Here is a 14,541-nt window from a genome sequence, read left to right as displayed (position 1 = left end):
CCAGCCAAGCTGGCCATCGTTGCCGCCATGCGAAAGCTCATCATAACCGCCAACGCCGTGCTCGCCAGCAATACCCTATGGAAAACCAACATGGATTGACACCAAACACGGTTGCTCAGGGGAGAGGGTAGCGCCGCCCGGAGCGCCAGCGACTTGGCAGAGCTAGGGTGAGGGGTGCGATGCTAGGACATCACGCATCTTGCAGCATCGCACCCCTCACCCGGCGCTGCGCGCCGACCTCTCCCCTGAGGGGCGAGGTGAACCGGTGCCTACCTATGTCATATGCGATAACCCCGGCTTGTCCGGGTGGTCCATGGGATGCCCCAACACCGCTGGATTGCCCCGGACGAGCCGGGCGATGACGAAAACTGCGATGTCCTTGAAACTACCGCCCACCAACAAAAAACACCGCCAGATCGCTCTGGCGGTGTTCAAAAACTCTAAAAGCCTGATGGCTTACGCCGCGTGGCTTTCCAGCCATTTGGTCAGGCCTGCCTTGGGCGTGCCGGCACCAATCTTCATGTCGGCGGCTTCGCCGCCCTTGAACAGGATCATGGTGGGAATGGAACGGACGCCATACTTGCTGGCGGTGCCCGGATTGTCATCGACGTTGAGCTTCACGATCTTGACCTTGCCGGCCAGTTCGCTCGACAGCTCATCGAGCACCGGAGCGATTGCGCGGCAGGGCCCGCACCACTCAGCCCAGAAATCCACGAGGACGGGCTCTTTGGAGTTGAGGACTTCCTCGCCAAAATTGGCGTCGGAAACATGAGTAGTCATGGGATTATTGCCTTTTGTTTTAGCGGCGGTGTGTCTGCGCCTAAAGCTGGGAAGAGTCCAGCCCAGGGGCAAGCGCACTCACCGCATGGTGAAGCCCTTTGAACCAGCCGCCAAAAGATCAGGCGGTAAATTCATCAACGATTCCAATTGTGTCCACAGGATTGCCGCATGCACTGCCTGTCCGGGGAAGAGCTGACCTGCAACCAACGCATATAATCCAAGCTGGGTGACATAGTTCCCCGGTACATCTTCAGGCCTGGTCGGCACCGCTGCATCGGACTTGTAGTCGACCAGAGTTACCCCCCGCTCGTCAACCACCAGCCGGTCGATACGCCCAGCCAATCGAATGGGCTCGCCGTCCCGCTCCCCATGCATCAAAAACGGCACTTCGGCCCGGCTATTGGGCCCGAACAGTTCCGCCAGCTCCGGCCGGCGCAGGATCGACATGGCCTTGTTCCCGATCCGCTCATGCACCTGCGGCGCTTCGGGCATCAGCGCCACCATCGCCTTGGGCACGATCTGCGGCCACAGCCCCTCATCGATTCGCACCAGATGCTGCAGCAGTGCATGCAGCACTATGCCCTCGCGCCGCGCCTGGTCCGGGTCGCGCGTCTGCTCGAGCAGGCTATCCAGTGCCTGCACCGGGCTCAAATGCCCGCGCGCCGTCGATGGCGAAACGATCAGCGGCGCCACCGGCTCCGGGACGTCACGTAAATCGAGGTCCGCCGGGGGCAGGACGGCTCCGGTCTTTCCCGTCCTTGCCGGCAGCGGCGCCACCCGCTCACGCGGATAAACCAGCGCCGTTTCCCGGCCATCCGAATCGGTCTGGCTCTCGGCATGGGGCCGCAGCGCCGTCTCGATCGCCTCGTACCAACTGCCCACCAACTGCTTGGCCGCGTCGTTTCCCGGCGTCAGCGCCCCGGTCACATAGAGCTCGTCCTCGGCCCGCGTCATACCCACATAAAGCTTGCGCCAATATTCCGCCGTCAGATTGCTGTCGATGTCCTGCTTGTGCGCAAGCGTGCCTGGCACATGCGCCTTGCTGCCCGCCGCATGGATCAGCAGCGGCCCCGGCGCTTCGGCCAGCAGGTACACGGGCTTGCTGATCTGGCTCCCCACCGGCTTCTTGCTCGCGTCTGCCAATATAACGATCGGCGCTTCCAGCCCCTTGGCGCCATGCACCGTCATCACCCGCACGCCCCCGCCCGTTTCGGCCAGCTCCCGCTTCACCGACACCGAGCGCGACCGCAGATTGGTGACAAACCCCTGCAGCGACGGCTGGTTGGTCTGTTCGTGGTCCAGCGCAAGCTTGAGCAGTTCGGCAAACACATCGTCCACCTCCCCGCCCATGCGCTGATGAAACCGCTTCAGCCCACCCTCTGCATAAAGCACCTGCGCCAAAAACTCGAACGGCCGTTCGAAATCGAGCGCGCTGCGCCAGCGGTGCAGCCGGTCGGCCGCTTCCCGGCAAGTTGGCGCCGTGCACCGCTCCAGCGCCTGCCACAGCGTCTCTCCGCCATCGCGCTGGCACAGGTCGAACAGATCGGCTTCGCTCACATCAAACAGTGGCGAGCGCAGCAGCGCCGCCAGTTGCAGGCTATCGGCGGGGTTCAGCAGCACATCGCACAGCGCCAGCAGATCCATCACCGCGATATGCCCGGTCACATTCAGCCGGTCCGCGCCCGGCGTTGGCAATTTGCACTTGCGCAGCGCACGAATGATCTCGGCAAACAGCGGCCCGCGCGCCTGCACCAGGATCAGCACATCGTCAGCCGTCACCGCCCGGCCACGCCCCGTCAGCGGCCGCCGCGCCTTGATCCAGCCGTCGATCTCGCGGGCGATGCGCATCGCCACCTGGCGCGGCGCCGTCTGCTCGGTTTCAAGCGCCGTTGTCGGCCATTCGCTGCCCTCCGGCACCTCGGCCGCCTGCTGCACCGGCGGCCATAGCGTCACGCTGCCACCCTTCATGGTGCGCGCCGTGTTGTGGTGCACCTTGTCCTCCTCCAGCAGCGCCGCCTGAATATGCGGCGCATCGCCCACCAGATCGACCGCCGCCAAAATCTCGGGCAGCGTCCGGAAACTGGTATGAAGCGGCAATGGCTTGAACGGCGCCTCCGCGTTCTCCGCCAGCCGCGCATATTCCCGCCCGGTCTCGCCAAACAGCTTGGGCTCCGCGCCCTGAAACGAATAGATCGACTGCTTCTGATCACCCACCGCAAACAGCGACCGCGGCCGATCGACGGCGCCCTCACCGCTGAAGAACTCGGCGGTGATGGCCTTGACCACCCGCCACTGCTCGCCATTGGTGTCCTGCGATTCATCGACCAGGATATGATCGATCCCCGCATCGAGCTTGTAGCGCACCCAATCGGCAGACTGCGTCTCGAACAGTGCAGCCAGCCGCGACACCAGATCGTCGAAATCCAGCAGCGATCGCGCCCGCTTGCGCTCCTCATACTGCCGGGCAATCGCCGCCACGATATCGAGCACCGCTTCACTACGCCCAACCAGCTTGAGCGGCATCAGTTCCTCGTCGAGCGCCGCCACCCGCTCCTGTTCGACTTCCAGCAATTCCGCAAGGTCAGGCCGCGCCTTGCGCTGCCCGGCGTTCAGCAGATTGGCCCGCAATCCCCGCGCACCATCGGCCTTGTCCACCACGAACAACCCGCAAATCTGCCCCGCCGTAAGCCGCTGCGGATCGAGCCGCGCCAGCAGGTCCACCAGCCGCGCGCCCTTCTCCACATTGCCATCGAACGCCTCGGCAAACTGCCCCAGAACCTGCGGCGTCAGCGCCGTATCGCCCACGATCTCGGCTACAACATCCGCTTCGCTCCGGTTGCCCACTTTGAGCAGCTTGCGCAAATTCTGCTTGCTCGCCGCAAGGTCCCGCAACACCGCCTTGAGCTTGCGCCCATCGCCGATCGCCGCATCGATTGCCACTTCGATCTGGCTATTGCTCAGCGTCTCGAACAGCGTCTCCACCGCCCCCGCAACGCCCAGCCCCTCGGCCAGCACCCGCTCGCGGGCCGCCAGCAACATGCCGGCGCGCTCTTCATCCTCGATCACGCTGAAGTCGAACGGCACCCCTGCTTCCAGCGGAAACCGGTGCAGCACCGATTCGCAAAACGCGTGGATGGTGACGATCTTGAGCCCGCCCGGCGTTTCCAGCGCCCGCGCAAACAGCGTCCGCGCCCGCTCCCGCATCTCGTCGGTGAGCGCATCCCCCTCGATCCCAACCAGCTCCTTTTCCAGCAGCGCCGGCTCCATCACCGCCCATTCGGCCAGCGCTGAAGCCACGCGGCGCCGCATCTCGGCCGCCGCCGCCTTGGTATAGGTCAGGCACAAAATGGATTCCGGCTTCACCCCCGCCAGCAGCATCCGCAACACGCGCCGCGTCAGCACATAGGTCTTGCCCGATCCGGCATTGGCCGAAACCCAGATCGACCAGCCGGGATTTGCCGCCTGCGCCTGGTTGCGCGCTGTGTCGAACGGCACCTGCAAAGCCCCGCGTTCCCCGCTCATGGCTCGCCCTCCTCGCCATCGACGGCGGTCCATTCTGCCACCCGCGCCAGATGCTCATAGGCGCCCGCAAAGCGCTGACCCGGCAGCGGCAGCAAGCGCGCCGGCATCGGCACATCGCCAAACAGGAAATGCACCACATGCCGCTGCATCCGCCGCGACAGTTCATCCGCCGCTTCCATCAGCGCAAAATTGTCAGCGGGAACAAAATCCCTGGGCCCAAAAGCATCCGGCCCCAGGCCGATCTTGATGTAGGTCAGCCGCGACGTCTGCGCTGGCGCGACACCCTCCAGCGCCCCGATTCTCGCCATCTGCGCTTCCAGCAGCAATTGCGGCACTTCGAACGCCTGCATCGCCCCCTTGCTCGGCACCACCCCGGTCTTGAAGTCGATGATCTCGAGCGTTCCATCCGCCATTTCGTCCACCCGGTCGGCCCGCCCGGTCAGCACGAAATTCTCCGCCAGCTTCAGCGTCCATTGCCCGTTGATTTCGGCATGGCGCTTCTTGACCCGCGGCTCGCGCCCGCGCTCATAAACGAGGAACTGCTCGGCCGCCGTCGTAAACCGCCGCAGCCAGATATCGCGCCGCTCCGCAATGCCCTCGAGCCCCGCGAACTTCCGGATCGCAATCGCCTTGAGCACATCAAGCGCATCGACCGCCATGAAGTCGTGCCCTTCCAGCACGAAATCGGCAAAGATATCGTGGGTGATATTGCCCCGTTCGCGCGCATCGGGGTCCTCGCCCAGTGGATCGAGCGGCTTCAGCTTGAGCACGTGCTTGGCATAAATGTCATAGGGCGAGCGCATCAGCGTTTCGATCTCGGTGATCGAAAGCTTGCGCGGCCGCAAGCTCGGCGCCGGCGCGGGCAGGGGACGTTCGGCCGATACCGTCTCGCTCACCGCATCGATCCGCCGCGCCTGATCCACCCATTTCTGCCCCTTCCCCTGCCACTTCTTGGCTGCTTCCTCGCCCGCAAAAGCCTCCAGCCGCTGCATCAGCCGCGAAGCGATGGCCGGGCTCGAGCCGACCCGTTCGGAAAAGCTGACGATGACCTCAGCATTGCCCAGCCCTTGCGCAAAATCATGGGCCGCCTGCCCCTGCCGCCGCTCCGGCGGCTCCAACCCCGCCGCCAGCCGCATGCCCCGGCTCAGCCACGGTCCGGGGTCGGCAGCCTCGGGCCATTTGTCCTCGTTCAGCGCCGAAAGGATTAACAGGTCCGGGTGCTGCAACCGCGCTTCCAACTGCCCCCAGATGGCGATGTCGTTGCGCCGCTCCTCATGCGTGCGCACCTGGAACCCCACCATCAGCGCCGCCAGCACACCCTCCAATTGCCTCGGCGCGAAATGATGCCCCTCGCCATGCTGCGCCTGCATTTGCGCCGCCCAGTCATCAAGCTCCTGCCGCCCCGGAATCTGCGCCCCATCCGCCACATTGGTGAACGCCGAACACAGCGCCGAAGCCAGATCGCTCGCGCAGATCACCGGCGCTGCGATCACCTTGTGCAACGGCTCCAGCGCCGCTTCGATCCTGTCGAGCAGCGCCCCGATCGCCTCGCCCTCGTGCGGCTTGAGCCGGCGCGCCGGATACGCCGCCGTCCCATCCAAATTGGCTTGCAACAGCCCCCGAACGCTCGCCAGCCCCGGGTTGAGCCTTTGCCCGCGCAGCAGCCCAAGCTCGATCGCATCGGCCAGTTGCGTCACCGCAATGCGCTCCAGCCCGAACAATGCCGACCGGTTCCGCAGCAGGCTCATCAAATCCACAGGCGTGCAGCCGTTCGCTGCCAGCGCCAGGATCTGCCGCAGCAATCGCCCCGCCGCCGATTGAAACAGCGGCGCACCCGCCGCATCGTCCACGGTGATGGCAAAGCGCTTCAGCTCCGCCGCAATACGCCGCGCCAGATTGCGGTCCGGCGTCACGATGCCAACGGTTTTCCAATCGGCAAGGCTCGCCCGCGCGGCCAGCGCCACCGCCCGCGCCTCCTCGTCCTCGTTGCGCGCCCGGATCACCGCCAGCCCTTTGCTGGCCGCCTCCAGCTCCGCCGCCGACAACCGGTTCTCCGCCCATCGCGCCGTATCCTTTGTCAGCGCCAGCGCCCGATTGACCATCAAAGTCCGCTGCGCCCCCGCAGGCGGCACTTCATGCTGAGCAAAGAGGTCCCAGTCGTCCCCCTCTCCCTTGCGAGGAGGGATCAAGGGTGGGGGGCGGTTGGCCCCAATATCGAAGCCCGCCACCAGTTCCGTAACCTCAGCCACCCCCGCCCCAAGGTGCCGCAGCAATTGCGCCAACCCATATTGCGGATGCCCATGCGGATTATTGCCATGCTCCAGCAGCGCCTGGTGATCCGCCGCGCTCATCGAACAATCGAGCCCCGGCAGCACCACCGCCCCACGCGGCAATTCATTGATCGCCTTGAGCAGCCGCGCCGTCGCCGGAATCGACCCCGTCGACCCTGCCGCGATCACCGGCCGGTCGCCATACAGCAGCTTCGCCGCCATGGCCTGCCGGTCCAGCCGCTGGCTGCGCAGGCTCGCGGCATCCGCCTTGCCCTTGCTCTCCAGCCATTGCGGCCAATAGCTTAGCGCAATGTCGAGAAACTGCAGCGTCTGCTGCCAATAAGCGCTGAGGTTCGCTTCCACATCGGAAACAATGGCGCGGATGTCACCGGCCGTGCGCTCCTCGGTCACGAGGTCGTCGATCAGCGCCCCCAGCGATTCCGCCATGGAAAGCACTTCCCCGGCAGTCGGCGGCGTCGAAAACGCCTGCCGCCCCGCCTCGGTATTGGCCCAGGCGTCAACCAGTTGCGACAGCACCAGCCGCCGCTCCAGCGCCGTTGCCGTCGGCAAGGGTATCGCCGCATCGAACGGCGGCAGGAACGGTTCCTCGTCCTCCACCTCGCCGCCAAAGGTGCGGATATCCGGCAGCAGCCCATGCCCTAGTTGCGAGAATTCATTGGCCAGCGCCAGCTTGGCCCGCCCTGTCGGCACGACGATGGTCACATCCGTCAGCCAGAACGGGTGCGAACGATCGGCGCCACCCAGCAGCGTCCCATCAATGACCTTCTCCGCCAGCGTGCGCAGAAAAACCGCGTGCGGCGCAATGGAATAAAGCGTCATGGCTGGAGCCGCCGCTCCGCCTCGGCCAGCGCCTCGGGGTCCCCCACATGGAACCACGGCGCGTCCAGCGCCACCCCGGCCACACTCTCCCGCTCGATGCACTCTTCAAACAAATCATTGAGCGAGAACGCCCCGTCCGGCGTGCCGTCGAACAGTTTTTTACCCACCAGCGCGGCCCCGCCATAGATCACGGGCGCACCATAATCGCGCGTCACCAGCCCCTGCGGCGACAGGCAAAAATCATGGCTGCGCTCGAACCCGCTGGCATCGCGCGGATGCACGCAGAGCAGTACCATCTCGGTTTGTTCGGTAAACCGCCCGATCATCCGCCCCAGCGGCGCATCGCTTCCCGCCGGCCAGAACGCATCGGTGTTCATCACGAAAAACGGGTCCGAATGCAGCATCGGCAGCGCCCGCTTGACGCCCCCGCCCGTGCCCAGCAATTCCTCTTCCCGGCTGACCTTCAGCAGCCCGCCAAAATGGGCCAGCACCTGGTCAGCCCGATAATGCGCATTGGCCGTAAACCGCTTGGCGCCCTCGGCCCGGGCATTAGCCATGATCCGCTCGATCAGCGGCACCCCCGCCACCGGCACCAGCGGCTTCGGAATAGTCTCCGTAACCGGCCGCAACCGCGGCCCCAGCCCCGCCGCCAGCAACATCACATCCGGGAATCGCACCATTTCGCTCATGGGCGGATAAGACCGGGGAGGGGCCACATTGTCCAGCCCGAGCTCTCTCAGTCAACTCCCTCCCCCTTGCGGGGAGGGATCAAGGGTGGGGGAAGGTTAGCCCCGTTTCCCCAGTAGACCTTAGCCGCCAGAGTAGAAATTACGAGCGGGCTCTCGAAGCCCACTCCAGCAAGCTCGCGAGCCCCACAAACGGCACTCCCGCATGCTCGGTCAGCCCCGACGCACACGTGCTCACCGTCGAAACGCCCAGTGTGCACCCCGCCGGAATATCGCTGCGCACAAACCGCGTCGCATGCGCGTTGAGCTCGGGGAAAAACAGCCCCTTGTCGCCGGCATAGCCACAGCATGATATCGAACTCAGCACCGCAATCTCGCTTGCACAAGCCCGCGCAATTGCCTCGGTCATCGGCTGCTCGGCCAACCGCTGCGCCGAACAATTATGATGCACCGCCACCACCGGCAGCTGTTGCGTGATCGTCAGCCGCGGCAACACCTGATTGACCAGGAACTGCGCCGAATCGAGCACCGGTGCATCTCCCGGAAACTCCCGCAAATGCTTGGCGCAGGTCGAAGCATCGGTCACCACGCTCAATCGTCCCGCATCCGACAGCGCCGACAGCTGCTGCTTCAACTCGCCGCCAACCCTTGCGGCTTCCTCGGGAAAGCCCTTGGACTGGAACGGCTGCCCGCAGCACTGCCCGTTCAGATGCTCGGGCATGACCACATCGAACCCCGCCCGCCCAAGCAGCGCCAACATGGCTTCCGGCGCAGCAAGCAAGCCATGCTCGGTCTCCGGCGCCCCGAACATACGCGTCGCGCAGCTTGGGAAATAAACCACCGATTGCCGTCCGCTCTGGGCAATCGGCACCGGAAATCCGGTCCGGCGCGGGTCCTGCCGGTCCTCCACCGTCTTTGGCGCGCCCGGTCCATGCCGCAGCGCCCGCGACACGCGCGGCACCCGTTCCCCGGTCAGCCGCCGCGCCGCGTCTGTCACCGCCTCCACCGCCTGCGCTGGGACGATCTTGCGCGCCGCATCGGCAATTGCCACCCCGCCGCGCATCATGGTTTCCACCGCCCCGCGATGGTCCGCCGCAAAGCCCGCCACCGAGCGCGCTGTGGCGCCTCGCCGCCGTCCGCGCTCTCCGATGATCATCGTCCCCGTCTCGATCCCCACCGGGCATCGTGTCGAGCACATATTGCACGCCGCGCAGGTATCGAGCCCCGGATACTGGAAATCGGCATCGAACTGCTTGAGGCGCTCAGGGTTCTCCCCCGACGCCCGCATGCGCTCCCGCTCGCGGGTGACCGCAATCCGCTGGCGCGGCGATAGCGTCATCTGGTGGCTGGGGCAGGCCGGCTCGCAAAAGCCGCACTCGATGCAAAGGTCCACCAGTTCGTCGGCCGGCGGCATCACCTTGAGATTCTTGATATGGATATGCGCATCGGCGTTCAGCAGCACGCCCGGATTGAGCAGCATTTCCGGATCGAACAGCGCCTTGATCCGGTGCATGATTGCATAGGCCTTGGCGCCCCATTCGGCCTCGACGAACGGGGCAATAGCCCGCCCGGTGCCATGCTCCGCCTTGAGCGAGCCGCCATATTGTACCGATACCAGCTCCGACAGATCGCGTGAAAAGCGGTCGAACTTTTCCGCCGAACCCGGCAGCGAAAAATCGTCGCTCATCTGGAAGTGCAAATTGCCCGCCAGCGCGTGCCCGAAGATAATGGCGTCCTCGTAGCCGTGCGCGTCCAGCAATTGGCGCATGTCGAGCACGAATTCGGCCAGCCGCTCGATGGGTGCTGCCACGTCCTCGGTCAGCATTGCCGTGCCCTTGGGCCGCGCCGCGCCGCCGGAAGCAAAGAACCCCTTGCGAATGTCCCACAGCGCATGGCTGCGCGACTCGTCCGTGGAAAAATCCACATGCGTCGCGCCGTGGCGCTGCAGCAGGTCCACCGCTTTTGCAGTCTCACTCGCCAGGGTGTCGGCATCCGGCGCCGTCACGTCGATCAGCACCGCCGGAGAGTTTTCCGTCAGCCAGGGAAGCAGCGGCGCCATCGGCGGCAGATGCTCCACCGTCTGCAGCGCCCGCCGCTCGATGTATTCGGCTGCGGTCACCCCCGTCGTCACCTGCACGCCGCCATTGGCCATCTCGATGATCGCCCGTCCCGCCGATTGCGGATCGGGGAAGGGCACCAGCGCCGTGGCCTTGAACGGATGCTCGGGCACGGTGTTGTAGGTCACTTCCGACACGAAGCCGAGCGTGCCCTCTGAACCGACGATCAAATGGACCAGGATATCGAGCGGGTCGTGGTAATCGACCAGCGCATTGAGCGAATAGCCCACCGTATTCTTGATGCGATATTTGTGCCGGATCAGCGCCACCAGATCGGCATCCGCCATCACCTCATGGTGCAATTGATGCAGCCCATCCAGCATCTCCGCGTGGCTCACACGAAACGCATCCCGGCTCGCCGCATCGCCCGAATCGAGCATGGTCCCGTCGGTCAGCACGATCCGCAACCGCGCCATGGTGTGGTAGGTGTTCTGCGCCACCCCGCAACACATGCCGCTTGAATTGTTGTTGACCACCCCGCCGATCTTGCACGTCGCCTGCGAGGCCGGGTCCGGCCCGATCTTCTTGTTAAATGGCTTCAGCGCCCGGTTGGCATTGGCCACGATGATCGCCGGCCCCAGCGTGATCTGCTCGGCGCCCGGATGGATTGCGAGCTTGCGCCAGCCATCGCCCAATACGGCCAGCACCCCGTCGGTCACCGCTTGTCCCGAAAGCGACGTCCCCGCCGCCCGAAAGGTGATCGGCAATTTCTCCGCGCGGCACGCCGCCATCACGGCGCGCACCTCGTCCTCGGAATTGATGAACACCACCGCGGCCGGAATCAGACGGTACGAACTGGCGTCCCCGCTCCAGGCATAGGTCATCAGCGGATCGGTAAACATCCGGCCTTTGACTTGGCCCCGAAGGCGGGCGACCGCCCGCTCCCCCGCGGCTTGCCGGTCCGGCGTTGCACTGGTCTGCTGGGTCGAAGAAAGAAGAGCTTGCTGCATGCGCCCTAACTAACATGTTAGTTGCGACAGCGCATATCAAAAAAGAGACCCCATGGTGAGCTTGTCGAACCACGAGGTCGAGAGAGTGGAGGCTTGAGTGCCACGACCCCATGGTTCGACAGGCTCACCATGAGGTCTACTGTCGGGGACGCGTCACCACTCAGATATCGACATCATCCTCACCCAGCGCCTCGATCTCCGCCGCCGCCCTGCGCAAAATCTCAGCCGCATGCCGCTGCTGCTCTTCGCTGCTCCGCCGCGCCTTCTTGATCGCCGCCTTCAGCGTGCGCCGCGCATCGTTCAGCTCGGGCACCACATCCTTCAAATCGCGATCCGCCGGCTCAGCCGCAGCCTCATGCCACGACCCACGCCCGCCTTGCGCCGGCTCGTCACCCCGGCCAAATGGCCAATCCGCACGGGCAAATTCGCGGAACCGGCTCATCTGCTCGCCGGCCTTGGCCAGGAACGACAGCGTCGATTCGATCGCCTCGCGATTATCCGCCAGATGCAGCCGGCCCGCCTCGGTGATGGTATAAAGCTTCTTGTTGCCATCCACCTGCGAGGTGACGTAGCCCGCTTCCTCAAGAAACGTCAGCGCCGGATAGACGATACCGGGGCTGGGCGCATAAAAGCCCGCCGATTTTTCCTCGACCGCCTTGATCAAATCATAGCCGTGCCGCGGCTGCTGCTCGATCAGATACAGCGCCACCAGCCGCACATCGCCGGAGGCGAGCATCCGCCCGATGCGGAAATTGCCGCCCATATTGCCCAGATTATCGACACCTTCCATGCCTGCGGCCAGCCGCCCCCAGCCACGCCGGGCCATGGCCTCCATGCGGCGCCAATTGATGTCGCCCTCTCTCCAGGAATTACTCATGTCAGTTCTCCGATATATCTTTGCTCATTGACCCAGGAGATCGTGAGCCGCCTAGCCCTTTTCAAGATATATCTTACGACTGTTTTAGCGCCGAGGAACTACTTAGGCCGGAAGCGCGTTTGTCGTGGTGAGGGAGTCCGAGGAGGATGACATGCGCCACCGCACCCCGCATCACGATCAATCGACCGCGGCCAAAATTCGGCAAATGAGCGATCCACCGCGCAAGCGCTGGCCGCTCGGCTTGATGCTCTATGGCATCCTGACCACCCTTGGCGGGCTGGCCCTGCTTGTCGCGGAGTAGCTGGCGCCGTTAGGCGGGGTTGCCCGTCGCCGCCGGCTTGTCGAACTGCCCATGCTTGCGGAAGCGCCACATATAGGTGGGCAGGATCGTGTCCATCGATGTGGGCGTGATTCCGAACGCAGCAAAACCCCGCTTTTCGCGGATCGCCTCGTCCGACACCACATTGTCCACGCCCAGCAATTCCACCTGGTCCGAGGTCAGCAGCGGCGGAAACGGCAGAAAGGAAAAGGGCAGGGCCATCAGCTTGGCAATGCCCTTGGGCAGCGGCAGCAGCGGCCGGTTGCGCTGGGTTTCGCGCATCACGCGCTCCATCAGCGCCCGATAGCTTTCCACCTGCGGCCCGCCCAGTTCATAAATGCGCCCGCCCCGCACCAGCCCTTCGGCCGCCATGGCAATGGCCTCGGCGACGTCACCCACAAAGGCCGGCTGGAAACGCGTGTTTCCCCCGATCAGCGGCAGCACCGGGAACCAGCGCGTCAGCGACCCCATCAGGTTGAAAAATCCGTCATCCTGCCCGAACATCACCGATGGCCGCATGATGATGGCGCTCGGGAAAGCCTTGAGCACGCCCGATTCACCCGCCAGCTTGCTCGCGGCATAGCGGCTGACATCGGCCGCCTTGTCCACGCCCAGCGCCGACATGTGCACCAGATGCTTTGCACCCAGCCGCTTGGCCGCCTCGGCGATCAACACCGCGCCGCGATTATGCACCGCGTCGAATTTCTGCGGACCGCGCTCATAGCCCACGCCCACCAGGTTGATCACGATATCGGCGCCGGCAATCGCCCGCTCGATGGATTGCTGGTTGCGGATATTGGCCTGGATGCGCACCACCTGGCCAACGCCGCCGCCCAACAGGGTAACCTGCCGCGTCAGATTGGGCCGGCGCACCGCCACCCGCACGCGGTGGCCGCGCTGCGCCAGTTCCTGCACCACCTGCGTGCCCACGAAGCCCGAACCGCCGAAGACGGTGACGAGTTTGGGTTCGAGGCTGTTCATCTGGCGGCTCCGGCGAGAGAAAATCTTTCCCGCTTCTATCGCATGGCCGGCGCCGCTGTCGAGGCCTGCAAAGCCGAATCGCCCTTGACTCCGCACCGATGATGTTCTCTTTTCGTTCCTGGATATGCAATAGGAGGGAGCGCCTCATGACCCAAAGCAAAACCTATAACGGCCAATGCCATTGCGGCGCGGTTCGCTTCACCGCCACCACCGACCTGTCCGGCATGGGCGATTGCAATTGTTCGCGCTGCCGGCGCCTGGGCTGGATCATGCAGGCCGTGCCTGCCAGCGATTTCACCCTGCAAAGCGGCGCGGACGATTTGGTGCCCTACCATTTCAACACCCACAAGATCGATCATCAGTTCTGCCGCCAATGCGGCATCGAGCCATTCGCGCGAGGCGTCGACCAGAAGGGCGGCGAAACCGTCATGGTCAACGTCAATTGCCTGGAGGACGCGCCGCCGGTCGATCGCAGCACGATCCAGCATTGGGATGGAGCAAATTGGTGAGCATACATAAAAGCGCAACAAAGCTGATTGACATCGCCCCCGCCTACCCCTAGTTACACCCCCGCTTGCCCAGATGGCGGAATTGGTAGACGCGCACGGTTCAGGTCCGTGTACCGCAAGGTGTGGAAGTTCGAGTCTTCTTCTGGGCACCAGATTTTTGAACCCCGGTCACGATGAAAATCGCGACCGGGGTTTTCTGTTTCGGGACAGCGCATGCACCGCTTGCCATTCGCAAGTGATTGCCCGCCGAACTCCCCAACCCACGGCGCTTCCTGATATGTGCCACCAACCCATCCACCCGCCGGTGTTTCCCTCGGGCTCGACCCGAGGGCCACCCTCAACCCGGCACAAGCGTCGAGAGACCCCCGGATCAAGTCCGGGGATGCGATTGGGCCTCCCGACTTTCACCCACAAATCGTCACCCTCGGGCTCGACCCGAGGGCTCTGTACTTGCCCGGCGCGAGTTGAAGTGCAGTCCCCTGGGGTCAAGCCCAAGGGTGACGACCGAGTACGTTGCACCACTGGGCAGGGCTACCGCCTATGGCACGGCAGCCACCGGCTCACCTCGCCCCTTGTATGTTTCCTTTGAGGCCGTGATTGACGATGATCGGCCTTGGAGCGTGGCGTGAGCCATGGTCCGGGCCGGATAGCCTGTAGCCCCTCAGAGCCAGCCAAGCTCGCCCTTGAGCA

Annotated in this window: 9 protein-coding genes, 1 tRNA gene and 1 pseudogene; 4 read left to right on the top strand and 7 right to left on the bottom strand. The window is 64.5% G+C overall.

Annotated elements, in window-relative coordinates; genetic code table 11:
* Positions 1-99: pseudogene (locus tag C8264_RS23035) on the top strand (IS110 family transposase); the annotation flags it as partial.
* A gap of 357 nt (positions 100-456) precedes the next feature.
* On the opposite strand, the gene trxA reads toward C8264_RS23035, so the two are convergent.
* The 6 genes from trxA to C8264_RS21720 all read right to left on the bottom strand — a co-directional run bounded on the left by trxA (position 457) and on the right by C8264_RS21720 (position 12,042).
* On the bottom strand, positions 457-780 hold the full coding sequence (trxA, locus tag C8264_RS21745; protein WP_108463078.1) for a thioredoxin: 324 nt from the start codon (positions 778-780) through the stop codon (positions 457-459).
* A 78-nt stretch (positions 781-858) separates the two neighbouring features.
* Entirely contained in the window at positions 859-4,302 is a 3,444-nt protein-coding gene (addA, locus tag C8264_RS21740) for a double-strand break repair helicase AddA (RefSeq protein WP_162783844.1), read from the bottom strand.
* Positions 4,299-7,412 carry a double-strand break repair protein AddB gene (gene addB, locus C8264_RS21735; protein WP_108463076.1) on the bottom strand — a complete coding sequence of 1,038 codons (3,114 nt, stop codon included), beginning with the start codon at positions 7,410-7,412 and terminating at the stop codon, positions 4,299-4,301. The genes addA and addB overlap by 4 nt, the downstream gene beginning before the upstream one ends.
* On the bottom strand, positions 7,409-8,101 hold the full coding sequence (locus C8264_RS21730) for a nucleotidyltransferase family protein (protein WP_108463075.1): 693 nt from the start codon (positions 8,099-8,101) through the stop codon (positions 7,409-7,411). Before C8264_RS21730 ends, addB begins: the two co-directional genes overlap by 4 nt.
* 139 nt (positions 8,102-8,240) lie before the next feature.
* Positions 8,241-11,165 carry an FAD-binding and (Fe-S)-binding domain-containing protein gene (locus C8264_RS21725; RefSeq protein WP_108463074.1) on the bottom strand — a complete coding sequence of 975 codons (2,925 nt, stop codon included), beginning with the start codon at positions 11,163-11,165 and terminating at the stop codon, positions 8,241-8,243.
* 160 nt (positions 11,166-11,325) lie between these two features.
* On the bottom strand, positions 11,326-12,042 hold the full coding sequence (locus C8264_RS21720; protein WP_108463073.1) for a PadR family transcriptional regulator: 717 nt from the start codon (positions 12,040-12,042) through the stop codon (positions 11,326-11,328).
* A gap of 151 nt (positions 12,043-12,193) precedes the next feature.
* Here C8264_RS21720 and C8264_RS22335 point away from each other — a divergent pair, with 151 nt between their 5' ends.
* Entirely contained in the window at positions 12,194-12,343 is a 150-nt protein-coding gene (locus tag C8264_RS22335) for a hypothetical protein (RefSeq protein WP_162783842.1), read from the top strand.
* Positions 12,344-12,352: 9 nt separating this feature from the next.
* Here the strand turns inward: C8264_RS22335 and C8264_RS21715 are convergent, their stop codons facing one another.
* Positions 12,353-13,342, bottom strand: a complete 990-nt coding sequence (locus tag C8264_RS21715) for a complex I NDUFA9 subunit family protein (protein ID WP_108463072.1) — start codon at positions 13,340-13,342, stop codon at positions 12,353-12,355.
* 146 nt (positions 13,343-13,488) lie between these two features.
* On the opposite strand from C8264_RS21715, the gene C8264_RS21710 reads away from it, so the two are divergent.
* Together C8264_RS21710 and C8264_RS21705 are read left to right on the top strand one after the other, a co-directional pair.
* Positions 13,489-13,851, top strand: coding sequence for a GFA family protein (locus C8264_RS21710; protein ID WP_108463071.1), 363 nt, complete (start codon positions 13,489-13,491; stop codon positions 13,849-13,851).
* Positions 13,852-13,918: 67 nt separating this feature from the next.
* A tRNA-Leu gene (locus C8264_RS21705) sits at positions 13,919-14,003 on the top strand.
* The last annotated feature ends 538 nt before the right edge of the window (positions 14,004-14,541 follow it).

It is taken from the genome of Devosia naphthalenivorans (assembly GCF_003056355.1).
Taxonomy (GTDB): Bacteria; Pseudomonadota; Alphaproteobacteria; order Rhizobiales; family Devosiaceae; genus Devosia; species Devosia naphthalenivorans.
Note: the sequence above shows the minus strand (reverse complement) of the source record. Positions and strands in the feature narration are given on the sequence as shown.